We start from the raw sequence: 14,405 nt of genomic DNA, 5'->3' as shown, positions 1-14,405 counted from the left end.
CCTCGACTTGCAGGGCCGTCAACATTCTCCAGCCCTTCATTGGATCGGGATTGGTATGCTTTTACTACTTAGTAAAAAGTGGTGATTGAGATGACAGCAGGTGTTCTTGCTCGTTCCGCCAGGGCTGCGAGCGGACTCACGCAAAGCCAGCTCGCACTTCGCTCAGGGATCGCCGGCTCATCGCTCTCCCTGATTGAACACGGCAAGCGCGAACCGACAGTCGCCACACTCGAGGCACTGTTGCGAGCGACCCGCCACACGATTGTGACAGTCCCGACGGTACGCAGCGATGCCGCCCGCATCGCATCCGAGATCGGCGAAGCAATCACCAGATCGGATGAAGTCGCGGCATTCCGGCGATTCCTCCAACTCGCCGACAACCTCGCTTCAGAACGCGGAGCCACCCGAGTCGGCCTCGCGTTGAGCGAGCCGTCCTCCACCGGGTCCGACCGATGGGACGCCGCCATCGCCGCTCTTTGCGAATACCGGCTCAAAGCAGAGGCCCTGCCCGTTCCGGACTGGGTCACCAAACAAGTAGGACTCCCTGACAGCCCGTGGGCACCCCGCACAAGTGACTACGACATCCCGGCAGACCCGGCGCGAGTACCCGTCGAGTTCCTCCGCCGCGGCATCCTGATTGAAGCCGAAACCCTAGAAAGTGTCTAATGCCCGGAGATCAACTCGACCGCGATGACCTCATCCGAGGCATCAACGCGGTCATCGCCAAACTCCGCGTGGCCGGCCAGCCTGCAGTCATCCGAATCGTTGGAGGCGCTGCACTCGCTCTTCGGTACTTCGACCGCCGAACAACCGCAGATGTCGATGCGCACCTGCAGCCCGAGCAACCAATCCTGAAGGCTGCAGTTGAAGTAGCCGACGAGAACGGCTGGCCACAGGACTGGCTCAACAGCAACGCCACGATGTTTCTACCGTCCTATGGGGCTGACCCTGGCTGGGAGGTCCTCTACGCGAACGAGGACATCACAGTGGAAGTTGCCTCACCCCGGGCGCTGCTAGCCATGAAGCTCAACGCATCGCGCCCGGGACGCGACGTGCAGGACATCGCCAACCTGCTCGCGATCTGCGATGTTCGTGAACTCAGTGCGGCCGAGGAATTGCTGAATGACTTTTTCCCGGGAGACGGGCTCCCCGACAAAGCACTGCGCCTCCTCGAACCCATCTTCAAACAGGGAATCCCCGCAGTCCCAGCATCGCCGCCCCCTCCCTTCCTGGGTGCCCGCACATAACACCGAGCACCTCAACAACAGTCCGGCCCCGCAGGATAGGGAAGCTCCACGGTTCCCAAATGGCGTCCAGCTTCCCAACGCCGGCTCGAAGCCATAGCGACCAATTCTGGGCCCCATGAGGGTCCGACTCACGGGACTGCGGATGAGCCCCGCGTTTTTTGAAATACTCTATGTTGCAATGCCCTTCAAGTGCGCCGGTGAAGCGATCCGCAAGATGGTCTCAATGGCGCCCCGCCAGCGATCCGGTTCGGTGCCCTCTTGGTGACGAAAGGTCGCCCTGCCAGCCGGAGAACAGCGAGGTCTGGGCGTTGGTCGGCCGGGGTGGTGTGACTCATCACCCGCGGGGATGCCGCGGTCGTGCTCGCTCGCTGCCCGGGGCCGGGGCCCATTTGCTGGCGTGCCGAACTCGCTGGTCGAGGCCACGTGGCGCTCGCGGCATGTGTTTGCGCGGGTCGCACTTGTTTTCCCGAGTGCCGCGCGCTCAAACGAGTGCCGCGAACCGGCGGATGTGCGAGCTGGCCTCGCGGTCGTGCCCGCTCGCTTGCTGAGCCCTCCCGCTGGGTGAGGCCCCGTGACGCTCGCGGCACGTGTTTGCGCGGCGAGCACTCCTTTTCCCGAGTGCCGTCCACTCAAACGAGTGCCGCGAACCTGGGGATGCGAGAACTCGCCCCGCGGTCGTGCCCGTTTGTGGGTGCGCCCCAGTCGCTGATTGAGGCCGAACGACGCGCTGACAGCCAAGGCCAGTACATCGGCGGAAAGTTGAATCCCGAACACCGGGTGCACCAGACGCCCTGCCGACAGCAGGAGAACGACGAGAGCCCCAAGGGCTAAAGCCAGAGACGTCATCCCGACGTTGATTCTCACCGAGCCTGCCGACCTGTAAGAACCAAAGAGGCCGCTCGCCCCGACCCGCCAGCAGATGACCACGAAGAACAGCAGCTCGTCGCTCCACGTGAGCAATACCTCTCCGCGTTGAACCCACGCTGGTATCGCCGTCGCGTCGGATGGCACGCTAGGCAAGAACGTCAGGAGGAGGAGGAGGAGGAGGAGGAGGAGGAGGAGGAGGAGGAGGAGGAGGAGGAGGAGGAGGAGGAGGAGGAGGAGAGAGATTGGGGTGAGAATCGCTCCGACTGCCATCAACCAGCGGGAGAGCCGCGCTGAAGCCACGGCGCGTGTCCTCGTTGCCTCTATATGCATTTGCGCCGCTTTTCAGAATTCTGAAGCATTGGTCATCCCCTGAGCGGGATCCGCACACCGCTCAGTCACCGATCGTTGAGTTTCAGGTGCGATCTCCGACCAAAACGCTGATTGCTTGACGGGAATATGACCATAGGATTGCTTGACGGTGATAAGACCGTCAGGTAACATGAAGGCAATAAGACCGTCAGGAGGGAACTGTCATGGCAGCACGCGGAGAAGTGAGAAGCGCCGAGGCTCTTGGTCGGATGCTGCAGCAGGGTCGCCTTGTCAGCGGACTGACGCAGCGCGGCCTCGCCGACAGGCTCGAGACTGACCAGAAATACATCTGGGCTGTGGAGTCCGGCAAGAACACGATCATCCTCGAACGCATTTTCGCGATTATGCGGGAGACCGGCGTAAGGATGTACATGGAGATCGCTGACTCATCGGATGAGACCGGTCACGACATCGTGGAAGAATCCAATGGCTGACTTGCGCGTGGAGCTCTACGGCGAGCTGGTGGGGCACTTGGTCGGCGCCGACCGTCGCACTTTCGATTTCATCGCGACTAAGAATGCCATCGAGAGATTTGGGCTCGGGAGCACGATTCTCTCCGAGTCGGTTCCATTCGACCTCATGGCCAACCGCAGCAGGGCCGCGCGCGCCGCAACTTCTTCGCCGAGCTGCTTCCCGAGGGCGCCGCTCTCGACAATCTCGCCGCCGAGATCAGAGTCTCCACCGATGACGTGATCCCGCTGCTCGCCCAGTTTGGCCGAGACGTCGCTGGTGCCGTTCAGATCTATGACCCGGAGGCGCCGGGCGAGCCACGCAAGCCTGACTTGGCCCCGGTCGACGCGGCCGAGGTCGGCCGAATGCTCGGCAACACTCAGGCCGCCCCTCTCGGAAACCGGCCGAAGTCCGGCCGGACCTCGCTGGCCGGAGTGCAGGACAAGATCGTTCTAGCGCACAAGGAGAATAACTGGTTTCAGGTTCTCGAGGGCTATCCGTCCACCCACATTATCAAGCCGCCGTCCGTCCGCTACCCGACCATCACGTTTGACGAGGAGTACGGCTTTCGTGTGGCCAGAGCTGCTGGCCTCACCACATTGGAGGCATGGATCGAAGACTTCGGCGGGGCTCGCGGCCTCGTCATCGAGCGGTACGACAGGTCGCCGGACGCGCCGCAGGGACGCATCCACCAGGAAGACATGAACCAAGCCCTGGGCGCATCGAAGAACGAGAAATACCAGGAGTTCGGCGGGAAAGTCTCACTCAAGCGAGTAGCAGAGGTCCTGGGGCGCAACGGCGACCGGACCTCAGTCGACCAACTCCTCAGACTCCTCACCGTCTCGCAGGCTGTGGGCAACCTCGACATGCACGGCAAGAACATCAGCATGCTCCATCTGCATGACGGGAGCACAAGAATTACACCGGCCTACGATGTTGTGCCACAAACTCACCTCGATAGCGATGGAAAAATGGCGTTGGCCATTAACCGGAAGTATGCGCACGCCGCAATCACCATCGACGACCTCATCGAGGAAGGCCTGTCATGGAAAGTGCGCGCACCTCGCGCGATCATCACCTCAGCGCTCGAGGCGGTGGACATGTTTGTCCGGTCGGAGAGCCTCGTCGAGAACGCCTACGCCGGGCTTCAGGACGACATTGCTATGTTCACCAGAAACCTGCTTGACGGGCGCCCCACCAGCACGAATTAGGTGTGCTCCGCCAGGACGGCAGGGCCCCGGCTTCAGTACTGCCCCACGCGCTGACGCGGAGGGAACCGGCACCAATTGTGCCGTGACGCCCCGTTGGGGCCCGCGGGCTGCCAGCATGGGAGTATCCACGCACGTGCGTGCACTCTGAGGAGCAAACATGTTCACCCTGGCAGGCCTGCGAATTCCCGTGATAGCGGCGCCGATGGCTGGGGGCGCATCCACCCCGCATCTTGTTGTCGCGGTGGGCGAACAGGGCGGCCTCGGCTTTCTCGCTGCGGGTTACAAGACGCCGGAGGTGCTCGAACGCCAAATATCAGCGGTACGCGGCACCACCACGCATCCGTTTGGTGTCAACGTGTTCCTGCCGCAGGCTCCGGCCAGCGACTTGGCTGGCGTGGAGCGGTACCGCCGTGCGCTCGAACCCCAGGCGTTGGCCCGCGGCGTGACACTGCCGCCCAGCCGGAGTGATGACGACTGGTTTGCGGAGAAGATTGACCTGCTGGTCGCCCTGCGGGTGGCCGTGGTGTCGTTCACGTTCGGCTTGCCCTCAGTGGATGTTGTCGCCCGGCTGCACCAGGTGGGCACCAGTGTGGTCGCCACGGTCACCTCGGTGGAGGAGGCCCGGCAGGCCGAGAGCCGCGGCGTCGACGCGCTCTGTGTGCAGGGACCCGACGCCGGCGGACACCGCGGCACGTTTCACACGGCGGACCGTCCGCAGAACATTCCGCTGCCGGAGCTCCTGGCTGCGGTTCTTAGCAGCGTGGGGCTACCCGTGGTTGCGGCCGGGGGCATCCGTTCGGGATCGCAGATCTCGGCGCTGCTCGACGGCGGAGCGACCGCCGTGCAGCTCGGCACGGCATTTTTGCGTACCGATGAGTCCGGTGCGCCGCAGGCCCATAAGAATGCGCTCGCCGACCCGAGGTTTACCCAGACCGTGATTACCCGGGCGTTCTCCGGCCGTGCCGCCCGCGGGCTACTCAACGCGTTCATCACCGAGCACGACGCGGGCGCGCCGTGGGCGTACCCCCAGGCGCACCAGCTCACGGCTGCTCTGCGAGCGGATGCCGGCCGTCGCGGTGACGCCGACGGCCTCGCTCTCTGGGCCGGTACCGGTTACCGCGACGCTACCGCCGAGCCGGCAGCAGATGTGTTCACCCGCCTCTGGCAGGACGCGTGCGTCCGAGTCGCCACGTGACCCTGATGCTCTAGCGCACACGCCGAGCGCGTGGAAGTACGCACCGGTCACGCGGTCACGCTTCGGGCGCAGCGGAAGCCGATGTGGGTCGTCGCCGTGTCCTCGGCCTGGGGAGACCGAGCAGCGGGGCGGTAACGCAAACAGTATTCGGGCGCACACAGGTGCGAGCCGCCTTTCAGTACCCGGCGGGGAATCGATGATCCCGATTCAGCGCTGGCCAGGAGGCTGTGTCGGCCGCCCGCGTCGACCGGACTCGTGGTGCTCGGCGGAACGTGTTGGAACGAGTAATAGTCGCTTGTCCACTCCCACACGTTGCCGATCATGTCCACGAGTCCGAAGGGATTCGGGGCAAAAGTGCCGACTGGCGACGTGCCGAACCAGCCTGAAGCACCCGTGTTGCGATACGGGAAATCGCCCTGCCAGTGATTGCCGCGGAGCGTGTCGGTGTCTGGGTGATCACCCCAGGCAAACCGCGCACCGTCGAGTCCGCCTCGTGCCGCGAACTCCCATTCGGCCTCGGTCGGCAGACGCTTGCCGACCCACGCTGCGTAGTTGGTCGCATCCTCGAACGCGATCTGAACAACAGGATGCTGCGGCCGATCGTTGACGCTCGAGCCCGGTCCGGCGGGTGCCTTCCAGCAGGCGTCGGGGACCCAGTCCCACCATTGCCGCCAATCACGTAAATCCACGGGGCCGTTCGTTGGTCGAAAGACGAGGGCGCCGGGGACGAGATCTGCGATGTCGGCGTGCGGGTAGTCAGCAGGATCGAGGAGGCGTTCAGCGATGGTCACGTACCCGGTCGTATTCACGAATGCTGCGAACTCGAGGTTGGTGACCGGTGCGACATCGATTTCAAACGCGGCAACATGACGGGAATGAACAGGGCGCTCGTCTGGGTAGTACTTATTACTGCCCATCAGAAAATCTCCGCTGGCGATGCGTTGCATGTCGGCAGTCCCTTCCAAGAAAAATAGCCCGTCACCGAATCAGTATGGCCAGCTCTGTACTTGTTCTGGCAGTCGGTTTTGCGATTCTGCAGGTCCTTGTCGCGCCTCTGCACTCGGGCTAATGTCGCACCAGCTGGTGAACGACGCGAGCCACGGACTTCTTGCATGGTTCGGGGTTACGCATTGCACGGTATCCACCGGATGCCGGGCTTCGTCGAGTCAGGGGTCGCGCAGGCCAACCTTGTGAGGCGAGATGGGGAAAACGAAGGAGACCCACATGAACGCTGCACCCCGCACCGTCATCGGCAGCCCGTTGCCGCCAACACGAACGTTGCCGTTCCCGCCGAAGCCGTCGGGAAGCACCGCCGGCCGAACATTGGCCGATTCGACGTATTCGCCGTTGCCACCCGAGCACCACCTGCCACAGGATGCACCAAACGTGCTGATTATTCTCATCGACGACGCCGGGCCGGCCCTCCCGTCTACATTCGGTGGTGCGATCACGACAACGACACTCGACCGCGTGCGCGCGGAGGGAATCGGGTATAACCGTTTCCACACCACAGCGATGTGCTCTCCCACTCGAGCGTCCTTGCTGACTGGTCGCAATCACCATCGGGTGGGTGCGGGCCAAATCGCTGAACTCGCGAACGACTGGGACGGATACTCCGGCCACATCCCCAAAAGCAGCGCCACGATAGCGGAGGTGCTTCGCAACTACGGGTACTCAACGGGCGCGTGGGGTAAGTGGCACAACACTCCCGCCGAGGAGACGACGAAAGCGGGCCCGTTCGATCGGTGGCCCACCGGCTGCGGGTTTGAGTACTTCTACGGTTTCCTGGCGGGTGAGGCCTCCCAGTACGAGCCCAACCTCGTGCGCAACACCACGTCAGTGCTGCCGCCCAAGTCACCCGAGGAGGGTTACCACCTCAGTGCGGACATCGCCGACGACGCCGTCGGATGGCTGCGTGACCATAAGGCGATCAGCCCCGACAAGCCGTTCTTCATGTACTGGGCGACGGGGTGTCTGCACGGACCGCACCACATCATGAAGGAGTGGGCGGACAAATACGCGGGCGCTTTCGACGACGGGTGGGACGCTTATCGCGTGAAGGCGCTCGAAGGGGCGAAGTCGGCAGGCTGGGTTCCGCAGGATGCCGAGTTGACTCCGCGACCGGACTCGCTGGCGGCGTGGGATGACATTCCCGACGACCAGAAGCCGTTTCAGGCTCGGTTGATGGAGATTGCGGCGGGATTCGGTGAGCACGCCGATGTGCAGGCGGGTCGGCTACTCGACGAGGTGGAACGTCTCGGCTACAAGGACAACACGATCGTCATGTATATCTGGGGAGATAACGGATCTTCTGGTGAGGGGCAAAACGGCACAATCAGCGAGCTCCTCGCGCAGAACGGTATCCCCTCCACAATTGAACAGCACCTCAACGCGCTCGACGAATTGGGTGGGCTGGACGCGTTGGGCACACCGGCAACCGACAATCAGTATCATGCCGCGTGGGCCTGGGCGGGTTCGTCGCCCTACCAAGGAATGAAGCTGATGGCTTCTCACCTCGGCGGCACCCGTAACCCGATGGTCGTGAGCTGGCCCAAACGCATTGAGCCTGATCCAGTTCCACGAACTCAGTTCCATCACGTGATCGACATTGTGCCAACCATTTATGACATCCTCGGAATCTCTCATCCCGACACGGTTAACGGCATCCCGCAGGACCCGATTGACGGGATCAGTCTGGCGTATTCGATCGACAAGCCTGCCGCCGCAGGCCGCCGCCGCACGCAGTATTTCGAGATCATGGCCAGCCGTAGCATTTATTGTGATGGCTGGATGGCCTCCACGGCGGGACCACGCCTCCCCTGGCTGCAAGGGCTACCGCCGGGCATCAAGAAGTGGACGCCCGATAATGACCGCTGGGAGCTTTACGATCTCGACCGAGACTGGAGCCAGGCGCACGACCTCGCTGCTGACAACCCAGCGAAGCTAGCCGCCATGAAGGAGATCTTCGCGATCGAAGCGGCGCGCAACGATGTTCTGCCCATTGGTGCGGGGCTCTGGGTTCCGGTGATGCACCCGGAAGACCGTATCCTCCCTCCGTACACAGAGTGGGAGATGACCGGAGATACTGTGCGAGTGCCCGAGTTCTGCGCGCCAGCTCTCGGTAACCGGCCCAATACGGTGAAGATCCAACTCGACGCCCCCGAGCGAGCGAACGGCGTGCTCTACAAGCTCGGCGGCGCCGGCGGGGGCCTCACCTGCTTTTTCATGGAGGGGGTGCTTGTCTACGAGTACAACCTGTTCCTGATCCAGCGGACGAAGATCTCATCGGCTTCCCCCGTTGAGGCTGGCGTCCACACCGTCGAGATCGAGACCGATTACGTGGAGCGGCGACCCGGCGGTCCGCTGCACGTGACCCTGCGGGTCGATGGCGTGGAGGTCGGATCCGGTCAGGTTCCGGTGAGCGCTCCACTGCTGTTCTCAGGTAATGACTGCCTCGACATTGGGCGCGCCTACGGTGGAGCAGTCTCGAGAGCATACGTTGACCGGATGCCCTTTGCCTTCGACGGACAGATCGACACCGTGGGTGTCGCATATACCGTGCCACAGCGCGCTCGAGCTGATGCCCGACCCAAGAGCCAAACGATCGACACAAACTAGCGAGGAGTAGCATTCCTGTACCCTCCGGTCGCCCTCGGAATGAGGGCGACCGGGGGTTATCTCTGTGTTCGCCCCCAGAACACCCGCAACGCTGTCTCAGGTGCATGCCAGTAGTAGCATCGAAACCATCCAGATCCCAACACCTCAGTGGGTCACAGTCTGAGAAATCATCTGTTCCGCCTCCGTGGATGTTGTGTGTTAGATGCTTTTCCGTTGGGCCGGCCTCGGTGCCGTCCCCTCCCCACATTGGACAAAGATGTCACTCCGAATCAAACCGGGCACCACCTGGGCCGAGGTCTCCGCCCGCAGCCAAGCCGTCGCGCCCGAGGCGTTCCAAGCCACTGGACTGCGTAACCTCATCGGTGGTGAGTGGGTGAATCTCGGCGATCAGGGCATCCACCAGTCGCCGATCGATGGGACCGTCATCGCCGGACCGCCGCGCGTCGACCATTCCGTAGCGATGGACGCGGTGCGCCTGGCAGCCGAAGAGCATATTCGCTGGTTCATTGTTCCTCTGGCCGAGCGAATTGAGCGCGTGCGGGCCGCTGTTGACCTCATTGAAATGGAGCGAGAGCTGCTCGCCCTGATGCTGGTGTGGGAGATCGGCAAGCCGTGGCGGATCGCGCTGGCCGACGTGGACCGGTGCGTTGACGGAGTGCGCTGGTATCTCGAGAACATCAGTCGTCAGCTTCTTGCGGGCACGCCCGACGAGAGAACGGCGCTGTCCGGCCCGGTGTCGAACATTGCGTCCTGGAACTACCCCCTGAGCGTGCAGGTGCACGCCGAGCTCGTGCAAGCGCTTGCAGGTAATGCCGTGATCGCCAAGACACCCTCGCAGGGCGGCTTCCATGCGCTCACGCTCGCGCATGCACTCATGCGCCGCGCGGGAGTACCCGTCACCCTCATCTCTGGAGTGGGGTCGCATCTGGGCGAGATCTTGATTCAGTCACCCGAGATCGGTGCCCTCGCCTTCGTCGGAGGACGCTCGAACGGTCGCAAGGCCGCGGTCAGTCTGGCCGACACGGGTCGGCGGCACATTCTGGAGCAGGAAGGGCTGAATGCGTGGGGTATCTGGGACTTCTCCCAGTGGGATCAGCTGGCGCCACAGCTGCAGAAAGGGTTTGAGTACGCCAAGCAACGATGCACCGCCTACCCGCGCTATGTTGTGCAGCGCCGCCTGCTCCCGCAGTTTCTCGACTGCTATCTGCCGGTTGTGCGCGGACTTCGGTTCGGGCACCCGTTGGCGGTGGCCGCAGACGATGATCCGCTGCCCGAACTCGACTTTGGTCCCGTTATTCACGCTACGAAGGCCGTGGCGCTGTATGAGCAGTTCGAGGAGGCCCTGGATAAGGGCGCCGCGCCCCTGTACCGCGGTGACCTCACCGCGGGAACATTCCTTGACGGGCAGGACCGAAGCGCCTACATTGCCCCGGCAACGGTGCTGGACCCCTCACGGTCCTGGTCTCTGCACCACGCGGAACCGTTTGGGCCGTTGGACTCGATCGTGTTGGTCGACACCGAGGCCGAACTTTTGGCGGCGATGAATGTCAGCAACGGTAACCTCGTGGCATCCATTGCCACCGACGACCTCGACCTCGCCGCCCGGATGTCCGAAGAGTTGCGGGCATTCAAGGTGGGCATCAATAAGACACGGAGTCGAGGCGACCGGGAGGAGGTTTTTGGGGGGCTTGGCGCCTCGTGGAAGGGAGCATTTGTAGGCGGCGATCTGCTCGTGCGCGCCGTCACTCAGGGGCTCACCGGATCAGAGGAACGCCTCTTCGGCAACTTTCCCGACTACTCACACCTGCCGGCCCGACGATGACCGGGTGCGGCGCCTGAGGAGGTCAGCTCACCAGTGCGGCGCTCGGGACGACGGTGGCAAAGCTGCCGTGCAGGGCGGCCATGAAGGACGCATGCACCGTGGCGCCCGGAATGACCGTGTGCCCGAAGGTCAGATCCGGCGCGGCGCACGCATCGTGCACGACGGTCACAGTGAAACCGTGTTCGGCGGCGGCGCGGACGGTTGAATCCACGCACATGCTGCTCATCATGCCGACGACGACCAGTTCGTCGGCACCGGTGTTGGCCAGCACGTTCGCGAGGTCGGTACCGATGAAACTGTTGGGTTGGTGCTTCTCCAGGACGATCTCACCGTCGAGGGGTGTGACGAGAGGGTGGATTTCGATACCGGGAGTTCCGGGCAGGAAGAACGTAGCTGCCGGGTCCGTGGCCACGTGAAAGATATGCACCACCGGTTCGCCAGAGGCGCGGAATGATTCAAGAACAGCATGCGCAGCTGTGGCCGCGGCATCCGGTTCGACCAGCGGTAACGCACCGCCGGCAAAATAGTCACGCTGAATATCAATGATGATGAGTGCACGAGTCATGTGGTCAGTATGACAAGTGCAGCTGAAAAGTGGGCTGCCTGCCACGAGCGGTGCTGGCTGAGGCGACCGGTCACACCAGTGCGGCCGATTCGTCCCACAGCTGTTCGGCAAGGCGCGCGTCGTTCTGCGCTGCATTTACCCGTGTGGCCAGCTTTCGGGACTCGTAGTAACCTCCGGGTTCGAAGGTGACTCCCGGGGTGCCCTCAGCCAGCCACACCAGCTGGTCGGCTCCGGCTGTTGGGGTGAGGGTGAGCAGCCGCTTCAGCGGGCCGTGGTACAGCCGGCGCATAATGTGGGTCGTGTCGCTGGCAAAGTTGGTGCCCACCACGCCGGGATGGAATGCGACCGCCGCGATTCCCCGCCCGGAGTACCGGCGCTGCAGTTCTTTCGTGAAAAGAATGTTCGCGAGCTTGGCATTTCCGTAGGCTGTCTGCGGTGCGTAACCGTGCGCGTTCTGGAGATCGTGGATGTCAAACTTTCCATACAAACGCGCAGCCCTGCTGGACGTCTGAATAACGGTGGCTCCGCCCGCCTCAAGACTGGGCAGCAGCAGGGTCGTAAGCAGAAACGTCGCCAGGTGGTTGACCTGGAACGTCTTTTCGTAGCCGTCGACGGTGAGGGTGCGTTCGCCCATGATGCCGCCGGCGTTGTCTGCGAGCACATCAATTGACGGATAGGCCGCCAGAAGTTGATCCGCGAGTCGTCGAACCTGAGACAGCTCGGCGAAGTCGGCAACAAAGTATTCCGCCCCGATCTCCGTTGCAACCGCAGCCGTTTTGGCTGCGGAGCGACCCACAACCACGACGCGATGGCCGTTGGCCGAGAGCTGCCGGGCGGCTGCGGCGCCAATACCGTCGCTGGCACCGGTAATGATGATGGTCTTCGTCATAGTCAGTCTTCCTGCGCTGCTCGGTTCTGGCCTAAGCCCACGGCTTCGCTGTCCTATTCTGCACGACGCCAGTGTGAGGAGACCCGATCGAGACGTTTCAGCGACAGAGTTTTCGCACGACCGGCCGCACCTCCCCGTTCGTTCTGCAAGCGGTTGACGTGGCGGGTCGAGGGCACTACTCTCATGCTGAGAGCGCTCTCACGCGCGGAATCCTTCTTCAGAAAGCAGGCCAGCAATGTCGCTGACACATGTCACGTCTTCCGCTCCTCCTGAACGACGCCGGTTGTTTGCCCTGGTGGCGGCCAGCGCACTGGTCGCAGCACTCGCGTTCACCAGCGCATCGCCCGCCCTGGCGGTTCCGGCCAATGCACCGAGCGCCGGTCAACCGAGCGCCGGTCAACCGGATTTTGGGCCCAACGTACGAATCTTCGACCCGAGCATGTCCACCAGCCAGATTCAGGCCGAAGTCGATGCGATCAAAGATCAGCAGATCAATGACGAAATGGGCACGAATCGGTACGCGCTGCTCTTCAAGCCCGGAAGTTACGGCAGCGCTGAGCAACCGCTGTTGATCCAGGTCGGGTACTACACCGAGGTGGCGGGCCTAGGTCAAAACCCCACCGATGTCACCATCAACGGCCATGTGGATGTCTATAACCGGTGCCGTCCCGAATCCGGATGCATCGCGTTGGATAACTTCTGGCGCTCGATGTCGAACCTCACCATCAACGTCATGGGCGGTGAGGGGTGCCGGTCGTCAGCAAACTTCTGGGCCGCATCGCAGGCATCGCCGATGCGCCGGGTGAACATCACCGGCGGCAACCTCTCGCTGATGGACTACTGCAGCGACGGTCCGCAGTATGCCAGTGGCGGTTTCATTGCCGATTCGAAGACCGGCTTTGTCATTAACGGGTCCCAGCAGCAGTACATCGTGCGCAACAGCAGTATCGGTGGCTGGTCGAACGGGGTGTGGAACCAGGTGTTCTCCGGCGTCACCGGCGCGCCGGCGGAGTGTTTTCCGGCCGTCACCGACGTGTGTGGTCCGTACACGACGCTCGACCAGACCCCGGCGAGCAAAGAAAAGCCCTACCTCTATATCGATGCTGATGGCACCTATAACGTGTTCGTTCCGGCTGCCGGCATCAACACCACCGGGACAACGTGGGAGAACGGGCCCACGCCGGGCCGCAGTATTCCGCTGTCCCAGTTCTACGTGGCACAGCCCACCGATTCGGTTCAGACCATCAACAAGCAGCTGAGAAAAGGTCAGAACCTGCTCTTCACACCGGGTGTGTATCCCATCGACAAGACGATCGAGGTAAAAACGGCCGACACCGTTGTGCTGGGTATGGGTATTGCCACACTGACCGCGATGAAGGGTGCAGTCGTCATGACGGTCCCGGATGTCCCGGGTGTGGACATCGCCGGAATAACGTTTGATGCGGGTACAAAGAATTCCCCGGTGCTGCTGCAGATCGGCAGCAGCAAGACGTCGAAGGAGAAGAAGTCGACCACCAGTGCGGCCAACCCGACCGCCCTGCAGGATGTGTTCTTCCGGATCGGCGGACCGAATGTTGGTAAGGCCGACGTCAGTTTGCAGGTCAATAGTGACCACGTCATCCTCGATGACATCTGGGCCTGGCGCGCAGACCACGGCATTGCCGGCACGGTGGGCTGGACCATCAATACCGCCAAGAACGGCGTGATCGTCAACGGCGACAATGTGACCGCTACCGGACTCTTCGTGGAGCATTACCAGGAGCACAACGTGATCTGGAAAGGCAACGGCGGCGAGATTGTCTTCTTCCAGAACGAGTTGGCCTATGACCCGCCGAGCCAGGAATCGTGGATGCAGGCGCCAGACGTTCTTGGCTGGTCCGCGTTGAAGGTTGCAGACTCTGTCACCACGTTCACGGCATCCGCGCTTGGCAGTTACAGCTTCTTCAACCAGGGCGTCGACATCTTCGCGGCAAATGCGTTCGAGGTGCCGGAGACCCTGGCCCCCGGGAGCCTCCACAATATGACCACGATCTTCCTCGATCCCAACCGGGGTGCGGGCGGCATCTCCAACGTCGTCAACGGTGTGGGAGGCTCATCGAATATCGGCAACACCAGCACTCCGGTGACCGTCTCGGATTATCCGGCGCTGCCAGCCGTGGGGTAACCGAAGCG

The 14,405-nt window shown here is 62.7% G+C and carries 12 protein-coding genes; 9 read left to right on the top strand and 3 right to left on the bottom strand.

Annotated elements, in window-relative coordinates; genetic code table 11:
• Window positions 1-90: 90 nt before the first annotated feature.
• The 6 genes from H4V99_RS12725 to H4V99_RS12700 all read left to right on the top strand — a co-directional run bounded on the left by H4V99_RS12725 (window position 91) and on the right by H4V99_RS12700 (window position 5,339).
• On the top strand, window positions 91-666 hold the full coding sequence (locus tag H4V99_RS12725) for a helix-turn-helix transcriptional regulator (protein ID WP_280678852.1): 576 nt from the start codon (window positions 91-93) through the stop codon (window positions 664-666).
• Window positions 666-1,247, top strand: coding sequence for a DUF6036 family nucleotidyltransferase (locus tag H4V99_RS12720; protein WP_280678850.1), 582 nt, complete (start codon window positions 666-668; stop codon window positions 1,245-1,247). The genes H4V99_RS12725 and H4V99_RS12720 overlap by 1 nt, the downstream gene beginning before the upstream one ends.
• A gap of 618 nt (window positions 1,248-1,865) precedes the next feature.
• Window positions 1,866-2,078: a hypothetical protein gene (locus tag H4V99_RS12715; protein WP_280678848.1), complete on the top strand. Its 213-nt coding sequence runs from the start codon at window positions 1,866-1,868 to the stop codon at window positions 2,076-2,078.
• Window positions 2,079-2,647: 569 nt separating this feature from the next.
• Window positions 2,648-2,917, top strand: coding sequence for a helix-turn-helix transcriptional regulator (locus H4V99_RS12710; protein WP_280678846.1), 270 nt, complete (start codon window positions 2,648-2,650; stop codon window positions 2,915-2,917).
• A 255-nt stretch (window positions 2,918-3,172) separates the two neighbouring features.
• On the top strand, window positions 3,173-4,144 hold the full coding sequence (locus tag H4V99_RS12705) for a HipA domain-containing protein (RefSeq protein ID WP_280678844.1): 972 nt from the start codon (window positions 3,173-3,175) through the stop codon (window positions 4,142-4,144).
• Between the two features lie 157 nt (window positions 4,145-4,301).
• Window positions 4,302-5,339 (top strand): nitronate monooxygenase, encoded by a 1,038-nt coding sequence (locus H4V99_RS12700; protein WP_280678842.1) that lies wholly within the window; start codon window positions 4,302-4,304, stop codon window positions 5,337-5,339.
• 47 nt (window positions 5,340-5,386) lie between these two features.
• On the opposite strand, the gene H4V99_RS12695 is transcribed toward H4V99_RS12700, so the two are convergent.
• A complete protein-coding gene (locus H4V99_RS12695; RefSeq protein WP_280678840.1) occupies window positions 5,387-6,286 on the bottom strand; it encodes a formylglycine-generating enzyme family protein in 900 nt (299 codons plus the stop codon).
• Window positions 6,287-6,563: 277 nt separating this feature from the next.
• Here H4V99_RS12695 and H4V99_RS12690 point away from each other — a divergent pair, with 277 nt between their 5' ends.
• A complete protein-coding gene (locus H4V99_RS12690) occupies window positions 6,564-8,957 on the top strand; it encodes an arylsulfatase (RefSeq protein WP_280678837.1) in 2,394 nt (797 codons plus the stop codon).
• Window positions 8,958-9,213: 256 nt separating this feature from the next.
• A complete protein-coding gene (locus H4V99_RS12685; protein WP_280678835.1) occupies window positions 9,214-10,779 on the top strand; it encodes an aldehyde dehydrogenase family protein in 1,566 nt (521 codons plus the stop codon).
• A gap of 22 nt (window positions 10,780-10,801) precedes the next feature.
• Here the strand turns inward: H4V99_RS12685 and H4V99_RS12680 are convergent, their stop codons facing one another.
• Both H4V99_RS12680 and H4V99_RS12675 read right to left on the bottom strand, forming a co-directional pair.
• Window positions 10,802-11,344, bottom strand: a complete 543-nt coding sequence (locus tag H4V99_RS12680; protein ID WP_280678833.1) for a cysteine hydrolase family protein — start codon at window positions 11,342-11,344, stop codon at window positions 10,802-10,804.
• Window positions 11,345-11,414: 70 nt separating this feature from the next.
• Window positions 11,415-12,233: an SDR family NAD(P)-dependent oxidoreductase gene (locus tag H4V99_RS12675; protein WP_280678831.1), complete on the bottom strand. Its 819-nt coding sequence runs from the start codon at window positions 12,231-12,233 to the stop codon at window positions 11,415-11,417.
• Between the two features lie 235 nt (window positions 12,234-12,468).
• On the opposite strand from H4V99_RS12675, the gene H4V99_RS12670 reads away from it, so the two are divergent.
• Entirely contained in the window at window positions 12,469-14,397 is a 1,929-nt protein-coding gene (locus tag H4V99_RS12670) for an adenylyl cyclase (protein ID WP_280678829.1), read from the top strand.
• Window positions 14,398-14,405: the final 8 nt, after the last annotated feature.

Source organism: Cryobacterium sp. CG_9.6 (genome assembly GCF_029893365.1).
Classification (GTDB): Bacteria; Actinomycetota; Actinomycetes; order Actinomycetales; family Microbacteriaceae; genus Cryobacterium.
The sequence above is the reverse complement of the archived record's forward strand: the minus strand, read 5'-3'. Positions and strand labels throughout refer to the sequence as shown.